The following is an 18330-nucleotide window of genomic DNA, read 5'->3' on the forward strand; positions in this document are numbered from 1 at the left end:
ATTTAAAAATTATTATAACATAAAAACTAGGCTATTAAAAGCCTAGTCTATCATTAACTATTTCTTCCATTTCATGTGTTTTATTTCTCATCATAAGTCCTATAACAGCTTCATTTGCATTTACTCCGTCATGAAGTACAGAATATATTGCATTAGTTATAGGCATATCTATATTAAGCTTCTTAGATACATCATAAGCTACCTCAGTAGCAGTTATACCTTCTACTACCATTTTTACTGTCGCCAAAGTTTCTTCCAAACTCTTTCCTTGTCCTATAAGAATTCCAGCTCTTCTATTTCTACTATGCATACTAGTACATGTAACTATTAAATCACCTATACCAGACAATCCAGAAAATGTATTAGGCTCAGCTCCCATAGCTACACCTAGCCTAGCTACTTCTCTTATTCCTCTAGTCATAAGAGCAGCTTTTGTATTGTCACCATATCCTAATCCATCACATACACCTGCTCCAAATGCTATTATGTTTTTTAATGCTCCACCAAGTTCTACTCCAATGACATCAGGATTTGTATAAACTCTAAATTTTGGAGTCATAAATGCATCTTGTACAAGTTCTGCATCTTTTATGTTATGTGATGCTGCAACTACTGTAGTAGGTATGTCTTTTCCAACTTCTTCTGCATGTGAAGGTCCTGATAATACAACATATTTATTATTTGGAAGTTCTTCTTTAACAACTTCAGACATTCTAAGCCCTGTTCCTTTTTCAAGTCCCTTAGCTACATCAACCAAAACTTGATTGTCATTTATTATTCCTTTTATGTTTTGGCATACAGATCTTACAGCTTGAGATGGCACAGCAAGAACTACTAATACACTATCTTTTATAGCCTCTTTTATATCAGTAGTAACATTTATATTACTAGGTATTACAACACCTGGAAGATAATCTATATTTTCTCTAGTTGTATTTATTTTATCACATTGTTCTTCACTTAAAGTCCAAAGAGATACATTATATCCTTTTTTACCTAGAACAAGTGCAAGGGCAGTCCCCCAACTTCCAGAACCCAATACACACATTTTTTCCATTATTAACACCTACCTAAATAATTTATTTAGAAATATTTTTCTTTTCCCCTAATTTTCTTTCTGTACCATTTTTAAGTCTTTTTATATTTTCTCTATGGGTGTATAAAGCAATTGCTGTAAGTATAAATCCAACTATAGCAGCTTTATTGTTTCCTATAATAACCATCGCTACAGGAAAACATGTAATCCCTAGTATTGAACCTAATGACACGTATTTTGATCTATACATAATCAAAATACTTATAGCTAAACAAATTAAAGCATAAATAGGATATATTGCAAGCATAGTACCAAGAGATGTTGCAACTCCCTTTCCACCTCTAAATCCAAGAAGTGCTGGCCAGTTATGTCCTAGAACAACAAATACAGCACCTACATAAGCTCCATCTAAAGGCTGTAGTCCATACCTACCTGCTAAATAGCGTCCTATAACCACTGCTATACTTCCCTTTAGTATATCTCCAATAAAGGCTATAGCAGCAGCTTTTTTCCCAAGTGTTCTTAAAACATTTGTAGCTCCAGCATTTCCAGAACCTTGTGTTCTTATGTCTACATTAGCAACTTTTCTGCCTACTATATAAGAAGTAGATATGTTGCCTAGAAAATAAGATATTAAGGCAATAATAATATAAGTTATCACTGTATTCCCCCCTATAAGTTATTATTCTATCTCTTCTTGTCTTTTTCCTTGTATGAAAATTGTATAGATGTTCCTTCAAATCCAAAATTCTCTCTTATTTTATTTTCTAAATATCTTTGATAAGAGAAGTGAGTTAATTGTGTATCATTTATAAATAAAGTAAATCTAGGTGGTTTTACTCCCGTTTGAGTAGCATAGTATATCTTAAGTCTCTTACCTTTATCTGAAGGTGGTTGATTAAGAAGTACCGCTTCACCTATAACGTCATTTAATACTGAAGTTGAAATTCTCTTATTTTGTTCTTCTGATACAAAGTTTACAGTATCTAATATTTTAGCCATTCTTTGATTAGTTTTAGCTGATACGAATATTACTGGTGCATACATCATAAATGGGAATTTCTCTTTTATAGTTTTAGTATATAAACTCATAGTTTTATCATTTTTTTCTATTAAGTCCCACTTGTTTACAACAAATATACAGCCTTTCCCTTCATCATGAGCTAGACCTGCAACCTTTGTATCTTGTTCTGTAACTCCTTCAGTAGCATCTATAACTATTAAAACTATATCTGCTCTATCTACAGCAGATATTGATCTTATAGCACTGTATTTTTCTATATTTTCATGTATTTTACTCTTTTTTCTAAGTCCTGCTGTATCTATTAGTAAATACTTACGATCTCCTTGTTCAAAGTAAGTATCTATTGCATCTCTCGTAGTACCTGCTATAGGACTAACTATAACTCTTTCTTCTCCTAATATATTGTTTAATATAGAAGATTTACCTGCATTAGGCTTACCAACTATAGATACATTTACTACATCTTCGTCATACTCTGTCTCTAATCCTCTTGGGAAGTTTTCTACAACTTCATCTAATAAATCTCCTATTCCCAATCCATTAACACTTGATATAGGAACTACATTACCAAATCCCAACTCATAGAAATCGTACACATTATCATTAAATTTTTGATTATCGATTTTGTTTACAACTAATATTACAGGTCTATTAGTTTTTCTTAGTATTTGAGCTACTTCTTTATCATCTGGTGTAATACCTGTTTTTCCGTCAACTACAAATAGTATTACATGGGCCATTTCCATAGCCAACATAGCTTGATTTCTCATTTGAGATAATATAATATCTTCACTTTCAGGTTCTATCCCACCTGTATCTATTAAAGTATAATATTTATTAAGCCATTCACCTTCTGCAAATATTCTATCTCTTGTTACTCCAGGAGTATCTTCTACTATTGATATCCTCTTTCCTGCTAATTTATTAAATAGTGTGGATTTCCCAACATTTGGTCTTCCAACTACCGCTACTATAGGTCTACTCATTTTCATTCTCCTTTTTTATTTCAAAAGTTTATCTATAAAATCTTTTGCTTCAACTTTACAAGGCACTACGTCTATGTTTAGTTTTTTTGATAATCCTTCTAAAGTTATATCATCTAAAAATACTTCTTCATCAGCTTTTAACATACTTCTTGGTATAAATAAATTTTCTCCTAAGTCTTTATCTTTAAGTTGACTTACAATGTCACTTGCTGTTATTAGACCTGAAACAGTTATTGTTTCTCCAAAAAATACATTGTCTATTTTATATACTACTATGTCTAGTCCACTTATATTATTCATTATATAACTTGCTATTTTCTTCATAAATTCATAAGATGAAGATCCTGTTGCTATGGAAACTTTTTTGTTGCTTTTTAATTTATTCTTTGGTAAATTTTTTATATACTCATGAACTTCAGACTCAAACTTGCACATAAGTCCTACTCCGTTTTCCAATTGAATAAATCCTTCATACTCATCATAATCTAACAGCTTTTCATCACCTATTATATAAAACTCGTCGGATAAAAATACGAATCTAGTTCCTAACTTGTTTAAATACATAGATTGAATTTCTCTGATTTGATTTATAAGTTCTTTTGAAGATTTTTTATTAAATATATCCAGTTCAAATAGTCCTTCTCTATGTTTTGTAAGTCCCACTGGAACTACTGCGGCACTATTAACGTAAGGATAAAAATGTGATAAATCCTCTAGTGTTCTATTTAATTCATCTTTGTCGTTTACTCCAGGGCATAAAACTATTTGACAATTCATTTCTATATTGGCATCATATAGTTTTTTCATTGTATCATATAATTTTCCTGCATTTTTATTACTCAACATTTTAACTCTAAGTTCTGGGTTTGTAGTATGAACTGATATGTTTATAGGGCTTATTCTATACTTTATTATGTTGTTTATATCTTCATCAGTCATATTCGTCAAAGTTATAAAATTTCCTTGTAAGAAAGAAAGTCTTGAATCGTCATCCTTAAAGTAAAGAGTGTCTCTCATTCCTTTAGGTAGTTGGTCTATAAAACAAAACATACATTTATTTCTACAACTCTTTGCTTTATCTATTATAGGATTCGAAAATTCTATACCTAAATCTTCGTCATAGTCTTTTTCTATTTCATATATGTATATTTCTCTATTGATTTTTTGTATTTCAACTTCTAAGTATTCATCGCTTATTAAGAATTTATATTCTATAATATCTTGAATTCTTTGACCATTTATACTTATAAGTACATCTCCAACTTCTATTCCAATTTCCTCTGCAATACTATTATTATAAACCTTACTTATTACATTATTAATACTTTTTACATTAACTTCCATTTATCTCACCACACCTATTTTAATGTATCAAGTTATAATACCACGTTTTGACATAAATCGTCAATGAGTAGGCATTTATATACTAAAAGGTACCTTAAAGGTACCTTTTAAATTAGTGCTTAACTATCATAAGAGTTCCATTTAAAGCATCATGAACCATTCCGCCCATAGTTTTTGATATTATTAAAGCTCTATTTTGTAATTCTTCTTGATTTTCTGCATAAAATACTGGGTATGCTGCACTTTTCATATTCTTATCCATAGTTATTATGGCCAGTACAGCTTCTGTTATACCTATATTTATACCCATTAAGAAGCACTTCCTTTCTTATTTGTATTGTATTTTTTCAGTGCAATATTTTTACCTTTCGCAGTTTCAAGAACAGGAGCGCTTTTAACTGCTTCTATAAGTTTATCCATATCTTTTTTTAGAGGAACAAATGGCATTACCATACTTTGATCATTTGGGTCTCTTCTTATTAATGGCGTAAAGTCTGGTTCATCAGCATCTCTAAAAACTCCCATTCTTATATATGCAGTGTGGGCTATAGCCTGCCTTTGTCCTGGATTATTTATGATTCCTGCCTTTACATAATCTCCATCTTTAGGTATTATTCTAATAGCTAATCCTTCTTCTAAAAATCTTTGTTTTGAAGATTCAAGTCCTATATTACTTATTACTACGTCATCTACCTTTATTAGTGGACCATCAAAATTTATTTTAGCGGGAACTACATCTGCTATATCTCCTAAACTTTGTCGTTGAGTCACTTTTTTTAATATAAGAGCTAATGCAACTCCAATTATTGCTCCTAATGTTATACTTATACCTTCAGTCATATGAAACTCTACTGTTGCAAATCTATACACAAAACCTGTCATTATTGCCGTTAATATACATATATAGTTTCTTGTTTCATAAGTTCTAGCTATTTCTTCTATATAAGATTCTCCTCTTTTTACAAGTTGCAAATCTTCTAAATTTTGAAGAGTATTTCTTTGATCTTTTCTAACTGATCTAAACTGCTCAGCTGCCAGGGATAAAAATGTTATAGACGTGTAAGATTGATTAGCTAATGCAGGAACTAAAAGTGCACCTAAAGCAGATGCAATTACAGCTAAGACCATTTGGGATACCAAAATATTTGGTTGAGATGGATATTGTTTACTATCTAAATTTAAAGTTAAAATTCTAGACAATATACCAGTAGCCATGGCAACTACGAATATCATTTTTATCATTTAATCACCCCTTCTACTTACCTTGAGTTAATACTTCATCTTTTGAATAAGCTTGATGTTTGCCCTTTGCTTGTTCGAGTATAGGAGTACTTTTAGCAGCTTTTATTAATTCATCTATATCCTTTACCAAAGGAACAAAAGGTATAACTATAGAATCATTCTTTGAACTCCTTCTAGGTATAGGTATGAAGTCTGGCTCATCTACATCTCTATCCAATCCCATGTGTATATATATATTATGAACTATTGCTTGTCTTTGACCTAAATCATTTAATATACCCGATGCTATTGAATCATTAGGCTTTATCTCAATTGCCAGTCCTTTTTCTAGATATCTTTTCTTTGAAGAATCCAAACCTATATTAGAAATAACTACTTCATTTACCTTTAACAAAGGTCCATCAAATGATATTGTAGCTGGTATAACTTCTGCTATATCATCTATACTCCCTCTTCGGAGTATCTTTCTAAATAAAAAGGCAGTTATCCCCCCTGCTACAAATGACCATATTACAGTAGGCCAAAGGGTCATACCCATATAAAGTCTAAGACCTATAAACGTTATAGATGCAGAAAGGGCAGAAAACACACTTAAATGGCTTCTTACTTCATATGTCCTCGATACTTCCTCGATATACATAGATCCTCTAGATACTAAATCTGTATTATCTACGTTTTGCATTGTTAATCTTTCTTGCTCTGCAACTTGTTGGAATTGTTGTACTGCTACAGCAAGAAAAGTAAGTGCTGCATATTCTTTATCTATAAGAGCAGGAAAAGCTATTGCACCAAGAGAAGATGCAATTATTGAAAGAGTAAGCTGTTCTACATAATCTTGAGGTCTTGATGGGTATTGTTTATTTACTACTCTAATCATTATGACTCTTGCAAGTATTCCTACTAATGTAGCTGTTAGGAATGCATGTCTAAATAAGGTAGCATCTTTCATTTTTTCAACTCCTTTACATTTATTATTACTGTAATTATTGTTTGCAAAAATGAAAAAAAAATTTATAAACAAAAAAATTTCCTTATTAATTAATAAGGAAATTTTCTCTTAGGTATATTTACTATAAATTCACTACCTTTATTTAGTTCACTGTTAACATATAAAAAGCCATCTAGAGATTTTACTATGTGCTTTACTATAGCAAGGCCTAGTCCAGTTCCTCCAGCTTTCTTACTTCTTGCTTTGTCTACTCTATAAAATCTTTCAAATACTCTGTTTATATCTTCTTTAGGTATTCCTATACCCGTATCTTTTACTTTTATTTTTATATTATCTATTCCATCTTCAACGTATACTCTAATAACGCCACCATCATTTGTATACTTTATGGCGTTGTCTATTAAATTTACGAATATTTGTTTTATATAATCTCTATTTGTAATTAAAATCATGTCATTATTTGAAAAGTGGTGATTAAAACTTATATTTTTTGACTTAGCCAAACCTATTGTCAAATCATGTACTTCATTAAAAACATCTATAAGTTTTACTGGCTCTATATGTTTTTTTTCATGACTTTCAACAAAAGCTAAAAATAATATATCATTTATAAGTCTTTTTAGCCTATCTGATTCTGTTTCTATTATGGACAAAAACCTATTTCTCGTATTTACATCCAAATTTTCATTTATCTTTAATGTTTCAACAAACCCACTTATAGATGTAAGTGGGGTTTTTAATTCATGTGTTACATTAGCAACGAAATCAGTTCTCATTCTTTCTAACCTTACTTTTTCAGATATATTTTCTATATTTATAATAGACCCTATAATCAACCTTTGTCCATCTTCTATATATATAGGGTCCATTTTTAGTTGATAATATAAATCATCATTTATTTTTATTTCTTTCTTTATATTTTTATTGTTTATTAGTATATTATCTATTTCTTTCAATATTATAGGTTCTCTAATAACGTCCCTTATGTGCTTTCCTTCTACTCTGTCTTTATCATTATATTTAAATATTTTAATAGCTTTTTCATTAATTAACATTATATTGCCATCTACATCTATAGCAAGAATACCATGAGATATACTTGTAACTATAGATGTTAACTGTATATTCTTATCTTCTAGCTCTTTTATAGTGTAGTTTATTTTGTCTATCATAAAGTTGAAATTTGAAGTTAATTTTCCAAATTCCCCCTTATATGAACTATCTATCTTTGCATTTAAATCTCCATGACTCACCTTACTCGATACATTTATAAATTCTTTTAGATATCTTCTTATTTGTGCTATATACCTAAAAGCTATTATAGAAGCTATAGCTACTAACAATATAATAAGTAAGTATATTTGTACGTCCATATGTCCACCTTCTACAAAAGTTTTAGTTTATTTTATACCCTACACCTCTTATAGTTTCTATAAACCTTTCATGTTTAGATTCATCTTCAATTTTCTTTCTAAGATGTCTTATATGAACATCTACAGTTCTAGTTTCGCCGTAATATTCATATCCCCATATTTTATCTAATAAGTGATTTCTGGATAAAACTCTTCCTCTATTTTGAAGAAGCATTTTAAGAAGTTCAAATTCCTTTAAAGTTAATTCTAACTTTTGTCCATTTTTCGTAACCTCGTGTTTTTGTAAATCAACCTTTATATCCTCTAATACTAATACTGTCTCTGTAGACTTAGAAACACCACCATATCGTCTTAAAACAGCATTAGTTCTAGCTAGTACCTCTTTAACACTAAAAGGTTTAGTTATATAGTCATCAGCTCCTACATCTAAACCTTGTATTTTATCACTTTCCATATTTTTTGCCGTAAGCATTATAACTGGTGTATTTGATAATTCTTTATCGCTTCTTATTTTCTTAAGTATATCTATTCCACTTATACCTGGGAGCATCCAATCTAAAAATATTAAATCTGGTTTTGTATCCCTAGCTTTTACAAAACCATCCAATCCATCGTAGGCTACTTCAACATCAAATCCCTCTGTTTCTAAGTTAAACTTAACTAATTCTACTATATGTTCCTCATCGTCAACTACGAGTACTTTTATGTTCATGTGTCCTCCTTATATGAGCCCTATTATCATTCCCAAGCGTTTTGAAGTTTGATTGTGTTTTCTATAAGAGTGAAACATATCTTTATTACAACTTGTACACAACTCTAAGTTAAATATATTTTCTCTTAGTATTCCACTCTTTTCCAAAGTAATCTCATTTATTTTCCATAAATCTAAATGAGGTTTTCCTTCTTTAATTATATAGAATTTTTCATTTTGAATTGTAATATTTGTGTTAAATTTTTGAATTAACTCATCACTTACTTCATAACAACATGGTCCTATAGAAGCACCTATGACACATAATATATCTTTTGGATTAGAATCATAATTTTTCTTCATTTCTTGAATTACTTTTGAGCATATATTTTCATATGTTCCACGCCATCCAGCATGAGCTACACCTATTGTCTTTTTTACTGGATCTATAAATGCTATAGATACGCAATCTGCTACAAATGTTATAAGAGGAACATTAGTTAAGTTTGTAATTAATGCATCGCCATCTTTTATAATACCAATATCTTCTTTATTTATTGTATTTACTATACCTGAATGAATTTGTTTATTATTTGTCATATTTTCATAATTAAATCCTAGTTCATCGCAAATAGTTTTTCTATCTTCTCTATTTGCCATATCCACCTTGCTAGTTGTAAAAGCAATTTTTACAAAAGGATATTTTTTATTAATTTCATCAAATGCTATATATTTTTCCACTGTTCATCACCTTTTTTCCTTTAGTATATTTTCCAATTCAGACAAAAAAGTATTTATATCTTTAAATCGCCTATAAACAGATGCAAATCTTACATATGCTACTTCATCTAAATATTTCAATTTATCCATTACCATTTCACCTATCATTTCGCTTCTTACTTCTGTAGACATATTTTTATTTATATCGTTTTCTATAGATGAAACTACATTTTCTATGTCCTTCATAGATACAGGTCTTTTTTCACATGATTTTATTATTCCATTTAGTATCTTATTTCTATCAAATATTTCTATATTATTATCCTTTTTTGTAACCATAATAGGAACCATTTCTATTTTTTCATAAGTAGTAAATCTCTTTTTACAATCTTCACATTCTCTTCTTCTTCTTATAGAATTATCATCTGTATGTCTAGAATCTACAACTTTAGATTCTGCATATTTACAGTACGGACATTGCATTGCTCGCACCTCCAAATCATTTGTATGTATTTATTAATTTTTATTATATAACTAAACTTCTAATTCATCTATATTAAAATCAGATCCTATATTAACTATTATTGTGTCACATCCTATTTTTAATATATCATTCCAAAATACTACTTGGTCCTCATGTCTAGAGAAAAATCCTCTACCACCGTCTCCTACAATAGTAAAAGATACTAATTTTCCTTCATTAGAATCTATTTCTATATCTGTAATAAAACCTAACCTTTTTCCATTTTTTACATTTATAACTTCTTTTTCCATTATATCAGATATTCTAATCATATTAATCGCCTCCTCTTAAAAATAAATATGTACAAACACACAAAAAAATGACCTATTTAGGTCATCTTTTAACTAATTGCATATCCTGAAAAATTTTCTTTATTTAGTTCTATCATTTCTATAAAAGATTCTACTAATTCTGGATCAAATTGAGTTCCAGAACATCTTCTAAGTTCAATTATAGCCTCATCATAATTTTTTCTGTTATTATATGGTCTATTGGATGTCATAGCATCAAAACTATCTGCTATAGTCAATATTCTAGCTAAATAAGGAATTTCTTCTCCCTTTAAACCATTTGGATATCCTCTGCCATCATATCTTTCATGATGGTGTAATATAAGTGGTATAAGGTCTTTAAATGAATCTATATGTTGTATAACTTCTACTCCCATTACAGGATGTTGTTTTAATATATCAAATTCTTTATCAGTCAATCTCTCTCTTTTATTTAATACTTCTTCAGGAGCATCTATTTTTCCTATATCATGTAAATATGCTCCAAATCTAAGAGTCTTTTTGTCTCTTGTATCTAGATTTACATACTTTGAAAATGAATTACAGTATATAACTACTCTCTCAGTATGACCATACATATACTTATCCTTTTTATTTATCATACCTATAAATGCCTTTATAGAAGTTATTGTATCGTGTTCAACATTTGTATCTTTTGCTATTTCTTCTAATACACTGTAATAAACTTCAACTCTATTTCTATTGAAAAACTTAGCTCTATATAATGCATCATCAGCTGTATTTATAAGTTGATGTTTAGATTTTGATTTTGAAGGATAAGATGAAACTCCAATAGACATAGTTACATTTTTATTAGGTTGACTTTCTTGTCCATAAAATTTCTTATTTTGAATACTATCTCTTATTCTTTCTCCTATCTTCATAGCCTCTATTTCTGAAGTATGTGGAAGTATAATAGCAAATTCTTCTCCACCATATCTTGCAACTACATCATTTTCTCTAACATTTTTCTTAAGTATTTTCCCCATTTCTTCTAATATACGATCTCCTGCTTGATGACCATGGGTATCATTATAATACTTAAAGTAATCTATATCCATAAACAACAAACTCAATTCACTTTGATAGATATCAGTTTCTTTTATTGCATATGATAAATACTCTTGAAAATATCTGTGATTGTATACTCCTGTTAATTCATCTAAATTTGCTAGTATTTTCATTTCATTTCTATGCTCTTTTTCAACACTTACGTATACCCCTAATACCCATGCAGTCAACATAAATGCTCCAGACAATACTAAATCTAATTGAAAATACTTATTAATATTATCAACATTAGTGATATTTATAATATCTATTCCTAAAATTATACTGCAGGCTATTATAGCAATAGTAATACCATATTTTTTTCCAAACTGTATAGTAGAAATTAATATCATAAATATATACATAAATTTATAATTGCTAGTTTCATAACCGGATATACAAATTAAAAATGTAAATAATCCAATAAATAATCCAGTTTCTATATAGTCCTTCATTTTAGGGCTTCTATCAATATCGTCGTCTTTAGACGATAAAACCCAAGTCTGATATATAATCACCAATGTAACTATAAATATAAAACTTATATTCATCATTTTCATTTTATCTAAATTATTTAAATCTATTTTATAAACACTAAATACAACTATAGCACTTAATAATATATATATTAGTTTTACTATTGATATTATCTCAAATATTATTTCTTTTCTTTTGTCTTCAAATTTGTACATATCTCCACCCTATTCAGAAATATAATTTATCAATGTTTATCCTTATTATAATATATTTGCCAAATCTTATCAAAATTCTTTTTAAAAAAATAAGAGATTAGATTTCTCTAACCTCCTACTCTTTGTAATTACTACTAATCTCTTAATGCCTTTGGCTCTTCTGGTTGATATGCTCCCCACCAACAAGCTGAAGCAGATAGTGTTGTAGCTACAAAAGTACATACTATAGCAGCTATTGCAAAAAACTTTTTCATTTAACTTCTCCCCCTTCTTTTGTAAAATTATTTAAGAAATTATCTATGATATGCATAGCATTTCCTCCAAAGGTAGTTAAAGTAACCGTTTGCCAAAATATCCCCAAGACAACACCCATGATTAACTTTAAAAATAACAAGTTACTTAAACTAAAATAAAAATATAACAATATGCAACAAGTAATAAAATAAACATTTAAGGTATTTATTGTCTTCCTTTTAAGTCTTTTTCTTTTTTCTATATTTTTAATAGGCTTAGTAGGTGCATCAACCGGACATTTTTTTATTACTATATAGTATGAATATATAAAAGTAATTATTGTGACTATTACTAGTGTATTTATATTTATTTTTATTGTAGGATTTATCATTAATGCCAATAGAGTAAATATTGTAGTCCCTATTATTATACATCTTCCTGGAGAAGATGCATGAGCTCCCCCTGAGTTTTTTCTCAAAAGCGATGATATAAACGATATAACAAGTATTTCAATTAGCAATTTAAATATTAATCCAGATATTATAGTAGCTACTATTGATGCAATAGTTTGAATTAGCATAATTGCTCCATAGTGTATTATCTCTTCCTTATCTTTATCTATATCTATATTACTTGATATTCTATATGTTATACTTGAAGCTAGCTTTTCAGTAAAATACATTTTACACCTCACCTAAATTAATATCTAATTTAACTAATTCGTAATCTTTTTTAATTTCTTATTTTTATATAAATTTATTATAGAAACCATTAAAATAAATATAATTAGAGATGGTAGACTTAACAAGGTTCCTTTTATAGTTTTATCAAATAGAGCTTCTTGTGAGACATTAAGAAGATTAACATATATGAACATCAGCAAGGCATCGCTGATAAACAATAAAGCCATAGTTGTAAGACATATCTTTATAGATTTAAAAGTATTTATTTTATGAAATTTAGAACATATACCTATAAATATAAGTAATGCTAGCATAGTATGTACTCCAAAATTTATAGGTAACATTCTTACTAAATAATTTACTAGCCCTATTATTATTCCTGAATAAATTATATTCTTAAAACTTATTCTAACACTTCCAATTACAGATATTGCATATAATAACAAAATCCCCTCTGGTATTATCCTTATAAACAATGCTGATATAGGTTGCTCTAACATTAAAATCCCCCTTAACATTCGATGTTTTAATTCAAAATCTTACATAACTAACTAAAATTTTATCATATATTCCAACCTTTTACAATTAATTATATGCAATGATAAAAATTTCTAAAAAAAATACTGCTGCGTTTCCGCAACAGTTATATAGCTTATAATATTATATATATTTTCTCATATTTTTAAGTGCATTTTTTTCTATTCTTGAAACTTGAGCTTGAGATATTCCTATTTCATCAGCAACTTCTATTTGGGTTCTTCCTTTGTAAAATCTTAAATCCAAAACTAATTTTTCTCTTCCATTTAACTTCTTTATAGCCTCTTTTAAAGCTATTTCTTGTAGCCAGTTTTCATCAGTATCTTTTTTATCTTGTACTTGATCCATAACGTATATTGCATCTCCATTGTCTTGATACACAGGATCAAATAAAGATATAGGATCTTGTATAGCATCTAATGCCATAACTACATCTTCAATTTCTACTCCAAGTTCTTTTGCAACCTCCGATATAGTCGGCTCCTTTGCATTAGTTCTTGTAAGGCTTTCTCTTACTTGTAGTGCCTTGTACGCAATATCCTTTAGGGATCTACTAACTCTTATAGGATTGTTATCTCTTAGGTACCTTCTTATTTCTCCTATAATCATAGGGACTGCGTAAGTTGAAAATCTTACATTTTGGCTTAAATCAAAATTATCAATGGCCTTTATAAGTCCTATACAACCTATTTGGAATAGGTCGTCTATATTTTCACCTCTGTTATTGAACTTTTGTATGACACTTAAGACCAATCTTAAATTACCTCTTACAAACTCTTGTCTAGCTGCTTCGTCTCCTCCTTTTACTTTCAAAAGAAGTTCCATCATCTTTGCGTTCTTTAGGACAGGTAATTCAGATGTATTTACACCACAAATTTCAACTTTACTTATTTGCACGATTTTCTCAGTCCTCTCTTCAAAAGTATCTCTATGTTTGAATTATATACATATAAGGTATTTTTATACTTTTGCTACAGAAATATTTCATGGAAAAATATGCAAATAAACATATAATTAATCATTCTTAATCAAGAACTTAGGTATTTCAAGTTCTTCAGTTTCTTCTTTGGATACAACAGATTTTTTTAACAACTCTATTAACTTAGACTCAAAATCCTTTGACTCTATAATTTCAAATAAAGGATTGTCCATATATTTTTTTATACTCTTTATAGCCATATCTTCTTTACCTATATATAAAGAATTATTAATAATATTTACTGTTTTTTGTATAAACTCAACTACAAAATCATTTAAAATATCAAATGCCTCTATCATTGAAGTATTTTTTTGAGACATTTTCATTAATTTATCATTGTCCACAATAATTAATATATCTATGTCTTTATTTATCTCCTCCAAATATTTCGTGTAATTATTTTTTCTTACATTTCCCTCAAATCCAAATGGCTTAGTAACTATTCCAAATGTAATTATATTTTTACTTAGAGAATTACTTATACTTGGCAATAATTTACTTGCTGTCCCTCCTCCAAAACCACCTACAAAAAATAAAACATCCTTATTTTGGGTAAATGTGTCTATATTAGGTAATTCTTTATCTATTACTATTTTATCTTCTATAGTTGAGCTAGCCAAAGATTTGTTGTCGTTATCTATATATAAAAAATCTATATTTTTAAGATTTCTCTCCTGTGCTTTTTCAATTATTTTACTTCCACATCCTCCTACACCTATAATTTCTGTATTTATTATATCTCTCTTAAGATTCATAGGAGGAGTTAATTTCTTTTTCTTAACTTCTTTTTTATTTTCTATAGGAACTAATTTTTTTATAAACTTTTTTAGTATTCTTTCTATAATCATATATTTTACCTTCCTTTGTTGTGAAATTCGCTACGCTCATGTCGCCAACGACCTAAAAACCAGGTCTGTTGCTCAAATAAGGGTAATATATATTTTTTCTATAAAAAAACTCTTATTCCTTCAAATTGCAACCAAAAAGCCGTCCCCAAGGAACGGCTTTAATTGACATATTATACGAATTTTTTCATTTCTTTTTTTAATCTAGATATGATTTTCTTTTCAAGTCTAGATATATAAGACTGAGATATACCAAGCATAGTAGCTACTTCTTTTTGTGTTCTTTCTCTACCCCTAGCCAATCCAAATCTAAGCTCCATTATTTGTTTTTCTCTGTCGGATAATTTATCTAGAGCCATTACAAGTAGATCTCTATCTATTTCTTCTTCTATAAGTTTATACGTTTCATCATTTTCAGTACCTAATACATCAGATAACAACAATTCATTTCCATCTAAATCTATGTTTAAAGGTTCATCAAAGGATACCTCAACCTTTTTTCTGCTATTTTTTCTCAAATACATAAGTATTTCATTTTCTATACATCTAGAAGCATATGTAGCTAACTTTATATTTTTATCTAGCTTAAATGTATTTACTGCCTTTATAAGTCCTATAGTACCTATGGATATTAAATCTTCCACATCTAATCCTGTATTTTCAAATTTTCTAGATATATAAACTACAAGCCTTAAGTTTCTCTCTATAAGTATAGATTTAATACTTTCATCTTTTTCTAGTTTTTGCAAAAGTTCTTGCTCTTCTTCTGGGGTTAAAGGCGGAGGTAGTATATTAACGCCTCCCAAATAGTATATCTCTTCGTGTTTTACAATTTTAAATTTAACTAAAAGTCCTACAATATAAGACCTCGCCTTACTTAACAAATTTTTAAATAATTTCATTATGATAATCCCCCCTACAAATATTTACAATAATAAATTAAACATTACAAACACATGGATTCATTATAGCATCATAGTCATCTTTATCAGAAAAATTAGATAATCCTAATATTATACTAGAAATTTTACTTCCATCAACTTCAATATAATCTGCTTTTATTCCAAGTACGAATCCATTGTCATTTCCTATTTTTTTACAAGGTATAAGACGAATTCTACTTGATAAATTAATATCGAGTTTATCTAATAAACTATTTATTTTGTCAAAACTCATATCTTTATAATCATAGTTTACTAGCTCTTTAGGAAGCAATTTTTCTAATTTCTTAGCACTTACTATTATTACATCGTCTTTTGATATAGGATCCTTGAGTAAGTTTCCACTATCTAGTAGTGCATCAAAATTAAATATATTGTCTCTAACCTTTACATTTATTTTCTTTCTTAATTCTTTAATCATCTTATGTGTCTTTATATCCTTATAGATTAAGTTCAATATTTTAGAACTAATAAAACATATAAATATAACAAAAGAAACTGTAATATGACTAATACCTGTGAAGTATATTATAAAGAAGGTACTTCCAGAAATGAAAATATTTACTAAGTAAAATATAGATAATACCCTTATATAACTTTTTAGATCCTTATAATTAAAACATATTAAGGTTATTAAGAACACTGTTAGAATTTTAAATGGAATAGTGAATAAAATCTCAAATATTGGAAATAAATAAGCTAGGGAATATAAAGCTCCTACACTAGCCCCTATAATTGCTTTTTTCCTAGAATGATGTATATTTAATATCTTTGCAGTAGTACTGATAATTATATAGTTAATTACCAGGTTTTCTAATATGTAATACTCTGCATATATAATTTTGCAACACCACCTTTGTTTTTTGAATATTATAAATATATTATAAGGTATATTGCATAAGGTTTTGTGTCATAATTGAAAGTCGAATATAATATTGTTTCCCCAAAAACAAAGAAAAAAGGAGATAAAATTATCTCCTTCTTCTTAAAAACGTAGGTATCTCTATATCTTCAACCTCTATCGGTCCTTGAGATTGTTGTTGTTGTACTTGTTCTTCATGTCTTTGTTGTTCTACTTGTTGTTGATTGTAATTTTGTTGTTGATTGTAATTTTGCTGCTGATTATAACTTGGCTGTTGATTATAACTTGGTTGTTGTGGCTGTTGATATCTATTGTTGTTTTCTACAGGTTTTGTAACATTAATCTTTTTATTAAGATCTAGTGACATATCATGATTTTCATCAAATCCAGTAGAAATAACTGTTATAACTAACTCATCGCCTAATTCTTCTTTAATAGTAGCACCAAATATTATATTAGCTTCTTCATCACATGATTCTTGAACCAATGTAGATGCTTCGTTTATTTCAAATAATCCTAGGTTTGCCCCACCTGTTATATTAAGTAGTACCCCTTTAGCTCCCTTTATAGATGTTTCAAGTAATGGAGATTGGATAGCTTGTCTAGCTGCTTCTATAGCTCTGTTTTCACCAGATGCTCTACCTATACCCATATGTGCTAAACCTTTTTCCTTCATTATAGCTTGTACGTCTGCAAAGTCTAAGTTTATAAGACCTGGAGCTGCTATAAGATCTGATATAGATTCTATACCTTGTTTTAATACATCATCAGCTATTGAAAATGCTTCAAGCATAGATGTATTCTTTTGAACTATTTGTAACAATCTATCGTTAGGTATTGTTATTAAAGTATCAACCTTTGACTTTAATTCCTTTATACCATGTTCTGCATTCTTCATTCTTACTTTGCCTTCAAATGCAAACGGTTTCGTTACAACACCAACTGTAAGTATTCCTAGTTCTTTTGCTAATTGGGCAACAACTGGAGCTGCTCCAGTACCTGTTCCACCGCCCATACCAGCCGTTACGAATACCATGTCCGCACCTTCAAGAGTTTTTAATATCTCTTCTTTACTTTCTTCCGCTGCTTTTTTACCTACTTCAGGATTAGCCCCTGCACCAAGCCCTCTTGTTGATTTTTCACCAATTTGTATCTTTTGTTCAGCCTTAGATGTATATAAAGCTTGCTTATCAGTGTTTACCGCTATGAATTCAACACCTTTTAATTGAGCTTCAACCATTCTATTTACAGCGTTGTTTCCACCGCCACCTACGCCGATTACTTTGATATGGGCAAAGTTGTCCATATCTACGTCAAAGTTTAGCATCT

21 protein-coding genes are annotated in these 18330 nt (G+C 29.0%); all 21 read right to left on the reverse strand.

From position 1 onward, the window contains the following. Window positions 1-34 precede the first annotated feature (34 nt). A complete protein-coding gene (locus tag ACUSRV_RS02090; protein WP_490140253.1) occupies window positions 35-1057 on the reverse strand; it encodes an NAD(P)H-dependent glycerol-3-phosphate dehydrogenase in 1023 nt (340 codons plus the stop codon). Between the two features lie 22 nt (window positions 1058-1079). Further along, window positions 1080-1697: a glycerol-3-phosphate 1-O-acyltransferase PlsY gene (plsY, locus tag ACUSRV_RS02095; protein WP_490140254.1), complete on the reverse strand. Its 618-nt coding sequence runs from the start codon at window positions 1695-1697 to the stop codon at window positions 1080-1082. Between the two features lie 26 nt (window positions 1698-1723). Then, the gene (gene der / locus ACUSRV_RS02100) at window positions 1724-3052 is read right to left on the reverse strand and encodes a ribosome biogenesis GTPase Der (protein ID WP_490140255.1); all 1329 of its coding nucleotides are present in this window, start codon (window positions 3050-3052) and stop codon (window positions 1724-1726) included. Between the two features lie 9 nt (window positions 3053-3061). After that, window positions 3062-4390 (reverse strand): DUF512 domain-containing protein, encoded by a 1329-nt coding sequence (locus ACUSRV_RS02105; protein ID WP_490140256.1) that lies wholly within the window; start codon window positions 4388-4390, stop codon window positions 3062-3064. 112 nt (window positions 4391-4502) lie between these two features. Continuing rightward, window positions 4503-4700 carry a capping complex subunit for YIEGIA gene (locus tag ACUSRV_RS02110; RefSeq protein WP_490140257.1) on the reverse strand — a complete coding sequence of 66 codons (198 nt, stop codon included), beginning with the start codon at window positions 4698-4700 and terminating at the stop codon, window positions 4503-4505. After that, window positions 4700-5632: a YIEGIA family protein gene (locus ACUSRV_RS02115; RefSeq protein WP_490140258.1), complete on the reverse strand. Its 933-nt coding sequence runs from the start codon at window positions 5630-5632 to the stop codon at window positions 4700-4702. Before ACUSRV_RS02115 ends, ACUSRV_RS02110 begins: the two co-directional genes overlap by 1 nt. A gap of 13 nt (window positions 5633-5645) precedes the next feature. Beyond that, a complete protein-coding gene (locus ACUSRV_RS02120; RefSeq protein ID WP_490140259.1) occupies window positions 5646-6581 on the reverse strand; it encodes a YIEGIA domain-containing protein in 936 nt (311 codons plus the stop codon). An 89-nt stretch (window positions 6582-6670) separates the two neighbouring features. Further along, the gene (locus ACUSRV_RS02125) at window positions 6671-7954 is read right to left on the reverse strand and encodes a sensor histidine kinase (RefSeq protein ID WP_490140260.1); all 1284 of its coding nucleotides are present in this window, start codon (window positions 7952-7954) and stop codon (window positions 6671-6673) included. Window positions 7955-7976: 22 nt separating this feature from the next. Further along, entirely contained in the window at window positions 7977-8666 is a 690-nt protein-coding gene (locus tag ACUSRV_RS02130) for a winged helix-turn-helix domain-containing protein (RefSeq protein WP_490140261.1), read from the reverse strand. Window positions 8667-8675: 9 nt separating this feature from the next. Continuing rightward, window positions 8676-9386: a peptidoglycan editing factor PgeF gene (gene pgeF, locus ACUSRV_RS02135; protein ID WP_490140262.1), complete on the reverse strand. Its 711-nt coding sequence runs from the start codon at window positions 9384-9386 to the stop codon at window positions 8676-8678. Window positions 9387-9392: 6 nt separating this feature from the next. Beyond that, complete coding sequence (gene nrdR / locus ACUSRV_RS02140) at window positions 9393-9848, reverse strand: transcriptional regulator NrdR (RefSeq protein ID WP_490140263.1); 456 nt, start codon at window positions 9846-9848, stop codon at window positions 9393-9395. 51 nt (window positions 9849-9899) lie between these two features. Then, window positions 9900-10160 carry a YlmC/YmxH family sporulation protein gene (locus ACUSRV_RS02145; RefSeq protein WP_490140264.1) on the reverse strand — a complete coding sequence of 87 codons (261 nt, stop codon included), beginning with the start codon at window positions 10158-10160 and terminating at the stop codon, window positions 9900-9902. Window positions 10161-10228: 68 nt separating this feature from the next. Further along, window positions 10229-11920, reverse strand: coding sequence for a bifunctional diguanylate cyclase/phosphohydrolase (locus tag ACUSRV_RS02150; protein ID WP_490140265.1), 1692 nt, complete (start codon window positions 11918-11920; stop codon window positions 10229-10231). A 134-nt stretch (window positions 11921-12054) separates the two neighbouring features. Continuing rightward, window positions 12055-12174 (reverse strand): cyclic lactone autoinducer peptide, encoded by a 120-nt coding sequence (locus ACUSRV_RS02155; RefSeq protein WP_490140266.1) that lies wholly within the window; start codon window positions 12172-12174, stop codon window positions 12055-12057. Next, window positions 12171-12836 (reverse strand): accessory gene regulator ArgB-like protein, encoded by a 666-nt coding sequence (locus ACUSRV_RS02160; RefSeq protein ID WP_490140267.1) that lies wholly within the window; start codon window positions 12834-12836, stop codon window positions 12171-12173. Before ACUSRV_RS02160 ends, ACUSRV_RS02155 begins: the two co-directional genes overlap by 4 nt. Window positions 12837-12869: 33 nt before the next feature. Further along, the gene (locus ACUSRV_RS02165; RefSeq protein ID WP_490140268.1) at window positions 12870-13337 is read right to left on the reverse strand and encodes a hypothetical protein; all 468 of its coding nucleotides are present in this window, start codon (window positions 13335-13337) and stop codon (window positions 12870-12872) included. A 160-nt stretch (window positions 13338-13497) separates the two neighbouring features. After that, complete coding sequence (gene sigG / locus ACUSRV_RS02170) at window positions 13498-14271, reverse strand: RNA polymerase sporulation sigma factor SigG (RefSeq protein ID WP_490140269.1); 774 nt, start codon at window positions 14269-14271, stop codon at window positions 13498-13500. 117 nt (window positions 14272-14388) lie between these two features. Beyond that, on the reverse strand, window positions 14389-15201 hold the full coding sequence (locus ACUSRV_RS02175; RefSeq protein WP_490140270.1) for an FtsZ/tubulin family protein: 813 nt from the start codon (window positions 15199-15201) through the stop codon (window positions 14389-14391). 170 nt (window positions 15202-15371) lie between these two features. Continuing rightward, window positions 15372-16100 carry an RNA polymerase sporulation sigma factor SigE gene (gene sigE, locus ACUSRV_RS02180; protein ID WP_490140271.1) on the reverse strand — a complete coding sequence of 243 codons (729 nt, stop codon included), beginning with the start codon at window positions 16098-16100 and terminating at the stop codon, window positions 15372-15374. A gap of 37 nt (window positions 16101-16137) precedes the next feature. Then, window positions 16138-17031, reverse strand: coding sequence for a sigma-E processing peptidase SpoIIGA (locus ACUSRV_RS02185; RefSeq protein WP_490140421.1), 894 nt, complete (start codon window positions 17029-17031; stop codon window positions 16138-16140). A gap of 79 nt (window positions 17032-17110) precedes the next feature. Beyond that, the gene (gene ftsZ / locus ACUSRV_RS02190; protein ID WP_490140272.1) at window positions 17111-18328 is read right to left on the reverse strand and encodes a cell division protein FtsZ; all 1218 of its coding nucleotides are present in this window, start codon (window positions 18326-18328) and stop codon (window positions 17111-17113) included. Window positions 18329-18330: the final 2 nt, after the last annotated feature.

The sequence above is a fragment of the Sporacetigenium sp. TC11 genome, from assembly GCF_058146105.1.